The organism is Mycoplasma tauri, from assembly GCF_016925555.1.
GTDB classification, from domain to species: Bacteria; Bacillota_I; Bacilli_A; order Mycoplasmatales; family Metamycoplasmataceae; genus Mycoplasmopsis; species Mycoplasmopsis tauri.
In genome coordinates, this window is the sequence record NZ_CP070479.1 from 484940 (window position 1) to 500772 (window position 15833).

Below are 15833 nucleotides of genomic sequence, written 5' to 3' on the forward strand. Positions count from 1 at the left end.
TTCTTTTTTATATAATTAAAAAATACATTTAAGAATTTAATTTAAATTAAATTATTAATTAAAGGAGAAGATATGAGTTTTCAAAGTAAATTAGAAAAATTGGTAAATGAATTACCTAAAACAAGAATTTTGCTAATTGATGGTGATGACAAAAGGGCTATTGAAGCTGCAAAAGATTTAAAAAAATATACAAATTTAGAAGTAACACTCCTAGTTGAAAACAATGATACTAAAGTTGACGGAATAAACGTATTAAACATGTTCGCAGATGAGACAAAAATTGAAGAATATGCCAATAAATATGTTGAATTAAGAAAAGGAAAAGACGATATTGAAACAGCTAGAAAATTGTTAAAAACAAGACCTTTTTATGCTATGTTAATGCTTCAAAGTAATGAAATTGATGGTGTTGTTGGTGGATTAAATTATTCAACAGCTGACATTTTAAGAGCTGCTTTTAAAGCTGTTGGACCTAGAAAAGGCGTTAAAACAATTTCATCAGTTATGATTATGCATAAAGAAGATAATCTATACTTTTTCACAGATATTTCTGTTAATCCAGAACCAGATACAAATGCATTAGTTGATATTTCTAAAAATGCTGTAAGTTTTGCAAAAACATTCAAAATTGATGAAAAAGTTGCATTTTTAAGCTTTTCAACAAGTGGTTCTGCAAAAACAGATAAAACAACTATGGTTGCAGAAGCAACAAAAATATATAACGAAACCACCAAGGGAACTCCAGCTATTGGTGAAGTACAATTTGACACAGCTATTGATGATTCAGTTAGAGCAAGCAAATACAAGGGCGAAGCATACAAAGGTGAAAGCAACATATTTGTATTTCCAAACTTAGAATCAGGTAACATAGGTTACAAAATTGCCCAAAGATTAGGTGGATATGGAGCAATAGGTCCAATTATTACAGGTGTAAACAAACCAGTAAATGACCTATCAAGAGGTAGTTTTAAAGAAGATGTAGTTAATACAGTTTTAATAACTGCAATTCAAGCAAATGATAAGGAGTAATATGAATAGTAAAATTTTAGTTATTAATGCAGGTAGTAGTTCAATCAAACTTCAACTACTTGACAAAAAAGAATTAAATGTTATAGCAAGTGGTCTTGCTGAAAGAATAACAGTTCCTGGTGACGGAAACATTACAATCAAGTACAATGGGCAAAAAATTGAAAAAGTTGTGCCAATGAAAGATCACAAAATTGCTGTTGAACATATTTTAAATATGTTAACTGAAAACAAAATTATTAATGATCCTAAGGAAATTGAACTTATTGGTTTTAGAGTTGTTCATGGTGGCTCATACATTACCGAATCAGTTAAGTTAGGACAAAAAGAAATTGATATTATTGAGAAATGTAAAATGTATGCTCCATTACACAATCCAGGAGCGCTTCAAGCAATTAAAGCATTTTTAAATGTTATGCCTCATGCTAAAATGTCAGCTGATTTTGATACAGCTTTTCACACAAGCATTCCTGCAGTGAACTCAACTTACCCAATTCCTTATGAAATAAGTGAAAAATATGAAATTAAAAGATATGGTGCTCATGGAATTAGCCATGAGTTCATAACATTAAAAGCACAAGAACTATTAGGCAAAGATAGTGTTAACATTCTAAGTTTACACATTGGTAATGGTGCTTCAATTTGTGCTATTAAAGACAATAAATCAATAGATACATCTATGGGTCTAACACCTTTAGCTGGTATTATGATGGGCTCAAGATCAGGTGACATAGATCCTTCTATTCACGAATTTGTAATGCAAAAAGAAAATTTATCAATAATTCAATTTACAGATATGCTTAATAAAAAATCTGGTATGTTAGGTGTTTCTGGAATTTCAAGCGATTTAAGAGATATTTTAGCAGCTATTGAAAAAGGCGATGAAAGAGCTAAATTTGCTTTTGATTTATACTGCCAAAGAATTATTGATACAACAGCATCTTATGCAAACAAAGTAGGAAAAATTGATGCTATTATCTTCACAGCTGGAGTTGGCGAAAATACACCTCAATTACGTTCACAAGTTATTAAAAACTTAAATTTTGCAAACATAGAAATTGATGAAGAACTAAATAATAAACCATACGATAGTTATGTTGAGCTTTCAACTAAAAATTCCGATGTTAAAGTTTTTGCAGTTAGAACAAATGAAGAATTGTTAATTGCTAAACATGCATTAAAACTATACGAAAATGAATAATAACACTAAAGCTGCTATTTATCCCGGTTCATTTGACCCTCTTCACGAAGGTCATATAGCCATTATCGAGAAAGCTCTAAAATTATTCGACAAGATTTATATAGTTGTTTCAATAAATCCTGATAAAAATAATCTTAAAAACATAGAAGCTAGATATTTAGAAGCAAAAAATAAACTAAGCAATCTTTCTTCTGTTGAAGTTATTTTAAATAAAGATGATTTTATAGCTAATATAGCTCGTAAATTGAATGTTAATTTTATTCTTAGATCAGCAAGAAATAATGATGATTATAATTATGAATTAATTCTTGCGGCTGCACACCATAGTCTTAACAATGATTTAGAAACAATTCTAATCATTCCAGATTATGAAATGATTGAATATTCATCAACGCTTGTAAGACATAAGGAAAAATTAGGTAAAAAATAATGTGAAAATTTATAAAATCGGCTTTTGAAAGCGATACCTGATTAGATTGCAAAAACAAAAAACAAATTTGTTTTTGAGGTAGATCAAATGTTGGTAAAAGTTCATTATTAAATTCACTTGTTAAACAAAAAATTTCTTTTGTTTCAAAACAACCCGGAAGAACACAATTAATAAATTATTTCAGCAATGACTTTTTCTATATAGTTGATTTACCTGGATATGGATATGCTCAAATGTCAAAAGAAAATATAAAAAAAATGAATGATGCTATTGCTGATTTCTTGTCTAATGATATACATGAAAAAATTGTTTTCCTACTAATAGATTCTAGAACAGGAATAACTAAAATTGATGCAGAAAAAATTAATTTTTTAAGAAGTATAAATTTACCAATTCATCTTATTTATACAAAAATTGATAAAATCAATCAAAAAGGTAAATCACAATTAATAAAACATTACAATGAGTTAACAAATTCTAAAATTCTTCCTAATAATTCGCAAATATTTCTAGCTTCAAGCCTAAAAAACATTGGGATTGATGATATTATAGAATTCATTAATAGTCAAGAATATTAAACTCTTAAAAATCATTAATAAAGGTCTTATATAAAAAGGATACATATGAAAAAAAGTAATAAAGGCTTAATTATTTCATCAGTTTTTTTAGCTTCATCAGTTGTGGCGACAGTAGCTTCAGCTGCAGTTTTTATTAGTGTTAAGAAAAAGTTAAATAATCCTATTGATTTAGCAATTGAAAATATCAAAAATTTTCAACTTAAAATTAAGCCTAATGATATAGAAAATAAAGATGGATTTACAAGGGAAATCTATAATCCAGAATTGCCAAATGCATACAAAACAAGTGAACATTATGCAAGTGAATACACATATATTTCATTTTATGGATTCAAAAGTGGTGACACAGAACCTACACTAAAAAAAGACATAAATTATTGACCAAGCATTGAAGAAAATGACAAAAACAAAAATAAAACTCCATTTATATTGTTTGACAAGAATTTTTTAACAGAAAACAAAAATAAATATAACATTTACTATCATTCTTATGCTAATGATTTTACTGGAACACTTTATCTTAGAGTATATTTGGAAGAGAAAAATGACACTAATAAAGATGCTAAAAAATATAAGCCAAATTTAAAATTTGTTGACTATAAAATAGATGGTTTCAAAAAAATAGAATTGAACCAAGATGGCAAAATAGATAATAAAATTGAAGAAGAATTAATAAAAATTTATGCACGTGAAAAACATAATTTTAGAACAAATTATACAGTTAGAAATAAGTTTATTAAAAACGAAATAAATTCACTTGATGCAATAATGGATTTAAAAAATAATGACATATCAAAAATCCCAACTTCCGGAAATAAAAATAGTGAAAAAATTAAGGAATCTCACTCAAAATTTAATTCATATTTCTTTAAATCTAATATAAGCCATAAAGATGGACAATTAAAATTTGAAATTGATATTGATAGACCTATTTGGATTGAAAAGAAAGATAATCCAGAAGAATATACTATCAACTATTATTTAAAAGTGTACATTCCTAATGCTCAATATTCTGATGACCAAAATGATGAAGGAAAAAATTTAAATAGTATCCGTGAGTTAAAAATAGATAGGCTAATCAAAACATCATACAATTCAAGACTATCTAAAATGGCTCTATTGTCAAAAAACATAGAAATTGATACTTTTAATAATGATGGTTCTATCAAAAAAGAAGAACTTTTACCATCTAAATTAGAATACATAAGTAATGGCTATAATGCTTCAAAAAAATATAAAAATGTTTCAAATGGTTATGTCGATAGTTTAAATCTTGACATTAAAAAAATAGGCGAAAATACTTCTGAAGAGGAAAAAAATATCCTTCTAGAAACTGAAAAAGCTTTCATAAATCAAAATGAAGGTTATAAATTAGCATATGCAACAGTTAATGATTTTTCTATATTAAAAGAAATTAAATTTAAATCATCAGATGGCACAATTATTGATTTTGAATCATATTTTAAAGACAAATCAAATAAAGAATTAATTAGTAAATATAGTAGAACTCCTTTTGTAAAAATTGATGATAAAAATGGTAAAGCATATATTGCCTATAAAATATACCATAAAGATAATCCGGGCAATGAAAGCAGTTTTGTATGAATTTATGAACTTAGTGGGCTTAAAAAACAGCAATAAGCATTAAAGAAGAAGCGAAAGCTTCTTTTTTTGTTTAAATATTCATATGAATAAAAATAACTTAATTTATGAAAAAATTTGTTTCCTAAAAATACTGTAAATAAGGTCTATATAGAAAATGAATATATAAAAAAATATAAATTATTTCCATTTTTATAGCTTTTCTATAGAATAAATGAAATTATTGATTTTTTAATGTTGTATTATATTATTATAAAAATAAAATTCAACTAGACAAAATAGATTAATTTCCTTGAGTTAATCATAAAAGGAGAAAAAATGAATTTAACAAACAAAAGAAGCAAATTAGTTGTAACTATAGGGCCATCTACTGACAACTATAACACTCTTCGTTCATTAATTGAAGCTGGTGCTACATGTGTTAGAACAAACTTTAGTCATGGAACTCATGAGGAACATTTAAAAAAATTCAATATTGCTAAACAGATATCAAAAGATATGCATCTTCCAATTTCACTAATGCTTGATACAAAAGGGCCTGAAATTAGAGTAGGAAAAATGAAAGATGGCATTCAAACCATTCCATCCAATCATATTTTCAAAATTCATACTACAGAAGAAATGTACAAAAATTTTGAAGGAACATGCGATGAAGTGACTGTTTCATATGACATGTCAAAAGATCTTAGAGTAGACAATATAATTCTTTTTGACGATGGTAAATTAACTGCTTTAGTTACTGAAGTAGGTGAAGGATATATACTAGCTAAAACACTTAATACCCATAAACTTAAAACAAATAAGAGAATTAATTTGCCTGGTGTGGATTTTTCACTACCATTTTTATCTCAAAAGGATGTTGATGATATTAAATTCGGCATTGAGCAAGGTATTAATTACATTGCAGCATCATTTGTTAATTCAGCACAAAATGTGAATGAATTAAGAAGATTATTAAAAGAAAATAATGCATCACACATTCAAATTATTTCAAAAATTGAAAGTGATTTAGGTGTTAAAAATATTAATGAAATTATTGATGCTTCAGATGGAATAATGGTTGCTCGTGGAGACTTAGGACTTGAAATTCCATACTATGATGTCCCATATTTTGAAAAAATGATGATTCGTAAATGTCGTGAGGCTGGAAAACCTGTTATTGTTGCAACGCAAATGCTTGATTCTATGGAATCAAATCCTCATCCAACTAGAGCTGAAGTTACTGATGTTTATTATGCTACTGAATTAGGCGCTGATGCAACAATGCTATCAGGAGAAACAGCATCTGGTTCATATCCATTAGAAGCTGTTTTAACAATGTCAAACATTACCAGGAGAGCTGAATTAGAATTCTATGATAAAAATTATTATGATTCTCATCTTGAAGAAGTTCGTAGACGTTCAAATTTAGCTAAAAACAAACGTGCTAGAATAGCTTATGATGTTGCTAATAGAACAAGATATGGAGAGTATAAATTTGCAGTTGTTTTATCAAGAACTGGTAAATTACTTAAGGAAGTTGCTAAATTTAGGCCAAATACAATAATTATTGGTATTGTGGAAGATGAAAGAGTAATTCCTGAATTTGGTGTAACTTCAAGTGTATGAGTTTCACTAGATTCTAAAAAATACTTTAGCTTAATAAAAGAAGATAAATCAAAAGCAATAGAAATTCTTGAGCCATATGGTGTTGAAAAAGGCGACATGATACTTGTAGTTGAAAATGAAAGTTTAGTTGAAAAGAAAGTTAAATAATTAATTAAAAACAAATGTAGTTTTTTTAAAAAATATTTGTTAGTAAATAATTCTAGTGTATAATAGTAGCGATGCATTCATATATTGAATGATTACTGTATCCACAGGAACAGTTGCTTAAGAGTATATCGCTCCTTTCGCATAATAATTTAAAGATAAACTGTGCGCAGTATCTTTTCTATTTTGAATTGTCTTATGAAATTAAGAAAGAGATGTAAATCTCTTTTTTATTTAAATAATTAATTGAAAAAGACAATTTTTATAATAAAATTATGATTATTATTTATATATAAATGCTACTTAGATTTTAAATAGATAAAAAAGGAGTAAAAATGAGCAAAAAATCAATCGAATTTAAGAAGGATCAAAACTCAGTAGTTGTTGAATATGAATTTAAAGGCGAAAGATGAAATAAAATTTACAACAAAACTAAAGCTCGTAAAATAAAAAACTTTAAAATAGATGGTTTCCGTCCTGGTAAGGCGCCAAAACACTTAGTGGACAAACATATTACGCCAGTTTCTGTTGCTTATGATTCAATCAATGATGCATACGTAGAATTTGCAAATGATATTTTTGAAGTTGTTAAAAAAGAATATAATAACGCAATTCAAAATGCAACTTTATTAGATGTTCCAGTTTTAGGTGAAGAGTCATCAGTTGTTAAACTTGAATTTCCACTTATGCCAGATTTGTCAAAAATCACTATTGATAATTCTTTAAAAATTAAAGGTCAAAAATTAGAAGTTAGTGCAAAAGATGTTGACAATTATGTTAAAGACATGGTTCAAAGCAATGCATTGTTATTACCTCTTAAAAAAGGACAAAAAACTAAACTTGGAGATACTGTAACAATTAAATACAAAGGTTTTGTTAATAACGAACCATTTGATGGTGGAGAAGCAGATAATTACGATTTAAAACTTGGTTCAAAAACATTTATTGATACATTTGAAGATCAACTTGTTGACAAAACAATTGGTTGAAAAGGTGATGTTAAGGTTAAATTCCCTGAAGAATATGCAGTTCCTACTCTTAAAGGACAAAATGCCATTTTCGAATGTGAAATATTAGATGCCAAAAGACCTGAGGACATTAAAATTACAGACGAAACTATTGCTGAACTAAATATTCCTGGCATTAGCACTGTTAAAGAAATAAAAGAAGATTCAAAAGATAAACTTACAATTGGTAAATACTTTGACAACCTTCGTTTATTAATGAATGATGTAGTAAGAACATTAGTTAAAAAGCATGAAATTGTAATTGCTGACTCACTTGTTGCTAAAGGTGCTGAAAATAGAATAGCACAAATTAAAGCTGAATTAAAGAAACAAGATATTAAATTAAATGACTACTTAGAATTAATTAAAACAAGCGAAAAAGATTTCTTTGCTCTTGTTCTTAAGGAAGAAAAAGAAAATGCAATTCATTCATTAGTGCATGAAAAAGTTTTAGAATTAAATGCTTACAATAATGAATTAACAGATGATGATTGAAACTTATGAGCTGTTTCTATTTCAACAAGTCAGCAACAAAGTTTTCCACTTGCTTTTGTTGTTCAATATGTAAATACTTTTAGAGAAAAAGCTAAAGAAGCAAAAGAAGATGAAAAAGCAAATGTTGAAAAATCACCAAGAGAACTTGCTGCATTAAGAAATCTTTATAAATTAATTGATAAAGAAGCTGCTGAAGCAAATGACAAAATAGTCTTAAAACTAGCTAAAAAATTAATTTCATCAGCACAAGCTGAACTTGACAAAATAAAAAAAGAAGCTGAAGAATCAAAAAATAAAAAAGAAAACGAAGAAGTTGTTGAAACTAAATAATCTTAAAAACTATATCGAATAATTTTAAATACTGTTTTTTAAAGCAGTATTTTTATATAACTTTATAAAAAAGCTGGAAAAGTAAAATGAGATAAATTAAAATAGCGCCGGTGAGCGCTATTTTCATATGCTTTATAAACTACTCAAAAACTTCTTCATTTTCATCATTTTTGCTTTGGTTGTCATTAGAATTTGACGATCCTGCAGCACTTTTTGCTTCAGCAAATATTTTTGCAATTTCTTCAACTTTTGCTTTTAACTCATCAATTTTTTCTTCTTTTATAAGTTTTTTAGCATCTTCAATAAGATTTTGAACATTATCTTTTAGACTTTGCTCAATAACAATGTTTTCATCTTTTAATTCTTTTTCAATCTTATTTATTAAATTTTCAGATTGAATAATTGTTGTAATATTTTCAGCTCTTTTTGTATCAGCTTCTCTATTTGCTTCAGCATCTTTTATCATTTTTTCAACTTCTTCATCACTTAATTTTGAAGAATTTTTGATTGTAATTGATTGTTCTTTATTGGTGTTTTTATCTTTAGCTAAAACAGTAGTAATTCCGTTTGCATCTATTTTAAAACTTACTTCTATTTGAGGAACTCCTCTTGGAGCAGGTTGAATACCTGAAAGATTGAACTGACCTAATAAGATATTATCGCTTGCAAGAGATCTTTCGCCTTGAACAATTCTAATTGTAACTTCAGTTTGATTATCTTCGAAAGTTGTAAATACTTCACTCTTAGTAATAGGTATACGTGTGTTTCTTGGAATTAAAGGAGTACTAATTCCGCCAGCTGTTTCAATTCCTAATGTTAAAGGTGTAACATCAACAAGTAATACACCATCAATATCGCCAGCTAATACAGCACCCTGAATAGCAGCTCCCATAGCAACAACTTCATCAGGATTCACACTACGGTTAGGCTTTTTGTTTAAAACATTTTCAACTAATTGTTGAACAGCGGGTATACGAGTTGACCCACCAACTAAAAGAACTTCATTAATATCCGAAACACTTAATTTAGCATCTGATAAGGCTCTTTCAATTGGTTTTCTGCAACGCTCAACCAAATGAGCAGTCATTTCTTCAAATTGACTTCTTCTTAAAGTTGCTTCGACACTAATTGGATCAGAACCTTGTGGCATAACAAGAAATGGAAGCATAATTTGTGCTTGTTGTGAGCTTGATAAATCAATTTTTGCTTTTTCAGCAGCAGCTTTTAAACGAGCCATAGCCATTTTATTTGTAGTAATATCAAGATTGTGTTCTTTTTTAATTTCTTCTACTAATCATTTAACAACTTCATGATCTCAATCATCACCACCAAGTTTATTGTCACCTGCAGTTGATAACACCTCAAAAGTTCCATCAGCTAATTCTAAAATAGAAACGTCAAATGTACCACCACCTAAATCAAACACAAGAACTTTTTGTTCTTTATTTGTTTTATCAAGACCATATGCTAAAGCAGCAGCTGTTGGTTCATTAATAATACGTAAAACATCTAAGCCAGCAATTTTACCTGCTATTTTTGTAGCTTCACGTTGTGAATTGTCAAAATATGCAGGAACAGTTATAACAGCTTTTTCAATCTTGTGTCCAACTTTTTCTTCTGCATACTTCTTAAGATGATCAAGAATGATAGCAGATATTTCTTCTGGTTTATAATCTTTATTATTAACATGCACTGTTTTTGATGAACCCATTAATCTCTTAATAGAGGCAACTGTATCTGGATTAGTTTCAATTTGATTTTTTGCATTATCACCAACAATGATTTCACCATCTTTAAAACTAACTACTGAAGGGGTAGTTCTTTTACCATTAAGGTTTTCAATAACAACTGGATTTCCATTATCAACAATAGAAACAACTGAATTTGTTGTTCCAAGGTCAATACCAAGAATAATTTCTTTTGCCATATTAAATTCCTTTCAAATAATTTTCTTTTTTTATTATTACAAATTAATTCTAACACATTTTTTAGCACTCTAACTATAAATTTGCTAAATTTGCTAAATTTATTTTTTAAATAAAAAAATGCGCCAAAAAAGGTACATTTTTAATTTTTTAACATTGTATCTTTTATTAAATTATCATCTTTTAGATTCATTTGATAATAACATAACTTCTAAATTCTCTTTGTTATTTTTTAAAATATCTAATGTCATATGAGTATGATTAATTGGATCAATTTTTTTTAATTTATTATTTAATTCAATTCTAAAAGGTTTACCATAATCAAATAAATCTGAAATATCTTTATTTTTTTTATTATCCAATCTAAAAACTACTTGATTAGCAGTTCCAGTATGTCTAAAATCATTAATAGATATATCTAATTCAGGATGATTCATAACTGAGGGATGGCCGTCAATTTTAATAAGGCCACGACCTCATAAATAATCGTTTGTAAAATCTTTGAGAGATGGAGATTTACCATTTGCATATTCTTTATTGACAAAAGTTTTATATGACTCTCTATAACGATCTTTATTTATTCCTTCAGAAGTTAAAAATTTTTCTATTATTTTAGCTTCCTGAATTAATTCAGAATCAGAAGGATAATAAATTGTAAATTCGTCTTTTTTATAGGGTTGTTTAGCTAAAGCATTATTTAATTCAGAATGTGTTAAAACACCCATATTTCTGAAACTTAATTCATTACCAATTCGTGTAAAATTATCTTCACCACAACTAACTGTCGCTACAATAGGCAATGAAATTGCTAGGCATGAAGATAAAACAAAAAACGTTCTTTTGGTTCTTTTCATAATATTTATTATTTTAAACGTTAATTATCAATCTTTTTTCCTTTATAAGGAATCACATGGACATGAGTATGAAAGATTGTTTGATCCGCACTAGCACCTGAATTAATTAATATTTTAAAACCAGGTATTCCTTTTTCAAAAACTTCTCTTTTAGCAAGCATTCTTGCTGTATTGATTAAATGCGCAGCAGTTGCATCATCGGCCTCAGTAATATTTCTGCTTCTCACTTTTGGAACAACTAAAAAATGTCCAGGTTGAAGAGGAAACTTATCATAAAAAGCTACACAAATATCATCTTCATATAAAAACTTTGCCTCTACTTCACGATTAATTATTTTTAAAAATAAATCATCCATATTAACTCTCTATTCAAATTATATCTTTTGTTAAATTATATAATGGCTCAATGTCTTTATTAACTTTGAGTTTGTGACCTAGGTGTGCAAATGTTTTAATAGCTTCATCAAGCAATTTATTTGAGTCCTTAGCATAAAACATGTAAGCTAATTTATCCTCATTACCTTTATAAATTGTATTTTCAAAAGATAAAACTCTTGCTTTTTTGCCTTTTTCACTTAGTAGTTTTTCATAATCTTCTGAAGTTAGAACTTTGTTGCCAAAATCCTTTTTAGTTAATAATTTAGTTTCTTTACCAATAGGAACTATTTGATTAACATATGAAACATGCTTGTCTTGTTCTGATACATAAACAAATGATTTAATATCTCCCTTTTTGAGGCTGTCAAAATTAAATAACATTTGGTTTTGGCTACTATACACACCGTAAGATTGGCCAAATGATTCCCTTGCTTTGTTTACATCAATATCTCAGTTCAAGCCATAGCTTTCATTTTGACTGGTTTTTTTAAAACCGGTATAACCGCTAAGTTGCTTTTCAACTTCACTTTGGTTGGATACAATTTCTCAATCCTTAATTTTCTTATTAGCTTGAACATCATCATCTTTAAAGAAGTTGTTAAAGTCTTCAGGAGTTGAAATTTTGCTTGCATGTTTAGGATTTGTAAATTTATCATATTGATCTTTAGAACCGCTTGAGCGATCAAGTGATTTATTTCACAATTGAATATACTTGTTTTCAATAGCATACTTAATAAGGAAATAATTTTTTAAATCATAATGAGAATCTTTTGTAGCTTTATCATCATTTAAATAGTATTCAAAATTAACTTCTTTAACTTGTTCTTTTTTATTCTTTAATTTTTCTTTTTCAATACTATTTTTAATTTTCATAAAGTCATTGATATTAGAAAGAGTAAAGTAAGCCTTTACTAGTAACATATCATTAATTTTAGAACTTATTTCAGTGTCTTCTGCTAATCATATTTTCACAAAAATATCTTGATTTTTTTCGCCTGGAAATACTTCAGTACTTTCATCTCAAGAGAATTTTTCATTTTTGAATGCATTATCTCTATTTCATTGAGCTATTTTTTCTGTGAAATATAATTCCTTATTGTTAGATTCACTTTGAGCATAAATTTTGTAAGCTTCATATGAATCTTTAAAAAGTTTAGATTCCTTTTTCTTAAACTCTTCTTTAAAAATATTTTTTAACTCTTCAGGATTAACTGAATCTTTTTCTACATTAATGCCATAAAGTTTGCTAAGAGTATGAATTTTTCACACCTTTTTTAATTTTTCAATATTTTTTTTGTCGCCTAATTGTTTATTTTGTTCCAACTTTTCAGTTGTGTTGATTTTATTGGCATTACAGCTTAAACTCAAAACAGGCAAAGAGCCAACAAAAGTCAGAGGAAGAATATTTAACAATAACTTATTTCTTTTCATTATTTATTCGCTCCTTTTTTCTTTTAAAAGAAACAATGATTTCATGTAATCAAGTGCAATAGAACTTGCAGTTTTTTCTTGGTTATGTGTAAAGTATGTTTTTCCATCTTTTGAAGTGAAAAATTCATCATATTTATTATTTGCTCTATCATTCATTCATTTTGATGAAGATCTCACAAGTTCGATGAAATTACTAATTTTGTCATACTCAATACCAGATGTAGCTACTGTAATTAAATCTTTAATTGTCTCTTCATTATATTTTTCACCAGATAATTGCCCTTTTTCATTCTTAGCATATTCAATTGTTTGATTAAATAAATGTTTTTTAAATTCTTCATTTTTAAGCATTTCTAAAATATATTCATTTCTTGAAAGCTCTTTGTTAATTTTTGACAATGCATCATATTTAACTGCAAGGTGTTTTTCATATTTTTTGCTTAGTTTAAAATCACTTTCAATCATTTTCATAATATCTTCATACTTAATATTCTTTTTAAAGTTAAGTAATTTTAATCCTGAAGGAGTTAATATAGCAAACACATGGTCTAAATCTTTTATTTTATAAACTGTTTGAATTTTTTTATTATCGCCCTCAAATAATTTTGCAAGCGGTTCTAATATTAATTCTTTTGTTTTTTCTTTAGTTAAACCAGTTTTTAAGTTTTCATCAACTTTTTCAAAGAAATCTTTTATCTTAGTATTGTATTCAGCAATATTTTCTTTAGTAACAAGTTTTGATAAATTGTACTTATCTTCAGTTAAGCCAGCAGCTTTAGCTATATTTACACGAATTTTTTCAAGTTCGCCAAATAAATCTATTGTTTTAATCTTATCATTTTGATTACCAACTAATAAGTTTGTTGAATCAGCTAAAAATTTATGAAATGAATTATATGACAACAATTCAGAAATGGATGTAAGACCTGAAGTACCTCAATTATTCTTAATATTTTGGGCACTAGTAGAAAAATCATTAAGTATTGTTGAATAATTAACAACATTATCAGGGAGAACGCTAGCATCGCCAATTTTTTCTGATTTTTTAGCAAATAATTCATTCATGTAGTGATCAAAAGGTTTAAAACTTGTTTTAACTACATCATAGGCAAATTTATTGTCTGTTTGGCCATATTGATCTTTATAAATTGCAAATAAATATTTCAAGAAAATTTTCTTATCAATAGATCAACTTTCACTTTCTTTATCGCTTCTTTTTTCTGGTGTATTAATGGGAAGAGAAAATTCACTAATTAAATATGGTTTTTCTTTTTCTAAATATTTTTCAATAAAGCGTTTTCCATTTTTTCATTCGTCTTTAAAAACATAACTATCAGTTGAAAAAGCCAATTTTGAAGCATCTTCTAATTCAATGTATTTTTTATCGGTATCACTGTTGCTTCATCATTCAAATACTTTTTTGCCTTCATTATTTCCTGATTGATATACTCTTTCAATTTCGTCTTTTTTATCTGTAGATGGAGAAAACCTAAAACGACGCAATGCATCACGGCGAATATGTGCAAAAATTCTTTTTTCAACAGCTTCTTCAATAGTTTTAGCACCATTAAATTTTTCAACTAAATATTTATTAAATTCAGCTTCTCATCCACCGGCACCAAATTGAACTTTCAAATTATTTTCTTGATCTCTTATTTCATTTGTGAATTTATTTTTAAGCTCTTCTCTAGTTGGTAGACGGAATTTGTTAACTTCAGGTTCAGTTCCTTTTTTACTTTCATTTCATTTATTTTGATAATCTTCAGAAGCTTTTTGTTCAATGTCATAAAGATAGTAAATTATCATCTTGTCAACTGCTTTTAGTTTTTCTTCCGCGCTAATTTCTTTTGTTTTTTCAGACAATGAATCAATATCAATATTTAGCTTGCCTGAAGATAAAGCTAAAGTATTTCCTTTTAAAGGTTCAATATATTTTTTCTGATTTGACTTAATTGAAAAAGGAATTATGATACCAGCACTAATGGTTGCAATCAAAAGAATGGAAGCAACTGTTATTTTTCAAGACTTGCTTTTTCCTTTTTTAGAATTTTTATCTTTGTTTTCTTGTTCAGCATTTTTTGCAATCAACCGCTCAAAAAATGGTGTTTTCTTTTTGCCCATAATATCTCCTTTAACTAAAAATTAGTTTAATTGACTTAAATTATAAAATTAACTTTAATATTATATATAAAAAATATTTTATAATAATTCAAATGATAAACAAAACTAGTAGTATAGAAACTCTTAAAAAGATGATTAAAATTTTGCTATCTGAAAATATTAATTATTCAATTGGCTATAAAAACTACGAAGAATATTTAAATAATCCCAATTTATTTTTAAAAAATGACATAACTTTATGTCTTTGGCATGAAGATTTTTATTTTTTACTAAAAAAGTACCCAAATTTATTTATTTTGCCAGATAAAATATCTCAAAAAACCTTAGCACCATTTTTTATTTTTGATAATTCCTACATATCAATAAATTTAATTGTTGGAACAAATGATAAAAAAATATCACAGTTATACAAAACAAAAAACTACAAAAAATTAGTTTATTGAGGTGGAAGCAAAAATCACTTTTTTCACTATTTAATAGGAATAAAAAGTAAAAGAATATTAATTTACGATATTCTTAACATGCTAAAAGCAAATAGATATGAAAAATTTATTATCCTAGGTAAAAACATTGATGAATTCAAAGTTTTTGATAACCTAAACTATAATAATCGTTTTAAAATTAATGCTTATAATCATGAATTTCTAGCTTTTAACGAATATAAAAAAACAGGTTAAAGCCTGTTTTATAGTTGTTTTTAGAA

The 15833-nt window shown here is 27.1% G+C and carries 13 protein-coding genes; 8 read left to right on the forward strand and 5 right to left on the reverse strand.

The genetic code is table 4. The annotated features are described in order from the left end of the window. The first annotated feature begins 72 nt into the window (after positions 1 to 72). The 7 genes from JS510_RS02035 to tig all read left to right on the forward strand — a co-directional run bounded on the left by JS510_RS02035 (position 73) and on the right by tig (position 8421). Positions 73 to 1029 carry a phosphate acetyltransferase gene (locus JS510_RS02035; RefSeq protein WP_205517107.1) on the forward strand — a complete coding sequence of 319 codons (957 nt, stop codon included), beginning with the start codon at positions 73 to 75 and terminating at the stop codon, positions 1027 to 1029. A gap of 1 nt (position 1030) precedes the next feature. Continuing rightward, the gene (locus JS510_RS02040) at positions 1031 to 2227 is read left to right on the forward strand and encodes an acetate/propionate family kinase (RefSeq protein ID WP_205517108.1); all 1197 of its coding nucleotides are present in this window, start codon (positions 1031 to 1033) and stop codon (positions 2225 to 2227) included. Further along, complete coding sequence (gene coaD / locus JS510_RS02045; RefSeq protein ID WP_205517109.1) at positions 2220 to 2657, forward strand: pantetheine-phosphate adenylyltransferase; 438 nt, start codon at positions 2220 to 2222, stop codon at positions 2655 to 2657. Before JS510_RS02040 ends, coaD begins: the two co-directional genes overlap by 8 nt. Continuing rightward, entirely contained in the window at positions 2657 to 3235 is a 579-nt protein-coding gene (yihA, locus tag JS510_RS02050; RefSeq protein WP_205517110.1) for a ribosome biogenesis GTP-binding protein YihA/YsxC, read from the forward strand. The genes coaD and yihA overlap by 1 nt, the downstream gene beginning before the upstream one ends. A 45-nt stretch (positions 3236 to 3280) precedes the next feature. Further along, positions 3281 to 4876 carry an MAG1430 family protein gene (locus tag JS510_RS02055; protein ID WP_205517111.1) on the forward strand — a complete coding sequence of 532 codons (1596 nt, stop codon included), beginning with the start codon at positions 3281 to 3283 and terminating at the stop codon, positions 4874 to 4876. A 279-nt stretch (positions 4877 to 5155) separates the two neighbouring features. After that, complete coding sequence (gene pyk, locus JS510_RS02060) at positions 5156 to 6592, forward strand: pyruvate kinase (RefSeq protein WP_205517112.1); 1437 nt, start codon at positions 5156 to 5158, stop codon at positions 6590 to 6592. Positions 6593 to 6924: 332 nt separating this feature from the next. Further along, the gene (tig, locus tag JS510_RS02065) at positions 6925 to 8421 is read left to right on the forward strand and encodes a trigger factor (RefSeq protein WP_205517113.1); all 1497 of its coding nucleotides are present in this window, start codon (positions 6925 to 6927) and stop codon (positions 8419 to 8421) included. A gap of 139 nt (positions 8422 to 8560) precedes the next feature. Here the strand turns inward: tig and dnaK are convergent, their stop codons facing one another. The 5 genes from dnaK to JS510_RS02090 form a co-directional block, all read right to left on the reverse strand. After that, positions 8561 to 10348: a molecular chaperone DnaK gene (gene dnaK, locus JS510_RS02070; RefSeq protein ID WP_205517114.1), complete on the reverse strand. Its 1788-nt coding sequence runs from the start codon at positions 10346 to 10348 to the stop codon at positions 8561 to 8563. A gap of 171 nt (positions 10349 to 10519) precedes the next feature. Continuing rightward, positions 10520 to 11200, reverse strand: coding sequence for a hypothetical protein (locus JS510_RS02075; RefSeq protein ID WP_205517115.1), 681 nt, complete (start codon positions 11198 to 11200; stop codon positions 10520 to 10522). Between the two features lie 20 nt (positions 11201 to 11220). Next, a complete protein-coding gene (gene hinT, locus JS510_RS02080) occupies positions 11221 to 11556 on the reverse strand; it encodes a histidine triad protein HinT (protein ID WP_205517116.1) in 336 nt (111 codons plus the stop codon). Between the two features lies 1 nt (position 11557). After that, positions 11558 to 13009 (reverse strand): HinT-interacting membrane complex lipoprotein P60, encoded by a 1452-nt coding sequence (locus JS510_RS02085; protein WP_205517117.1) that lies wholly within the window; start codon positions 13007 to 13009, stop codon positions 11558 to 11560. A 3-nt stretch (positions 13010 to 13012) separates the two neighbouring features. Beyond that, a complete protein-coding gene (locus tag JS510_RS02090) occupies positions 13013 to 15130 on the reverse strand; it encodes a HinT-interacting membrane complex protein P80 (protein ID WP_205517118.1) in 2118 nt (705 codons plus the stop codon). 92 nt (positions 15131 to 15222) lie between these two features. Here JS510_RS02090 and JS510_RS02095 point away from each other — a divergent pair, with 92 nt between their 5' ends. Continuing rightward, a complete protein-coding gene (locus JS510_RS02095; RefSeq protein ID WP_223657594.1) occupies positions 15223 to 15807 on the forward strand; it encodes a hypothetical protein in 585 nt (194 codons plus the stop codon). Positions 15808 to 15833 lie beyond the last annotated feature (26 nt).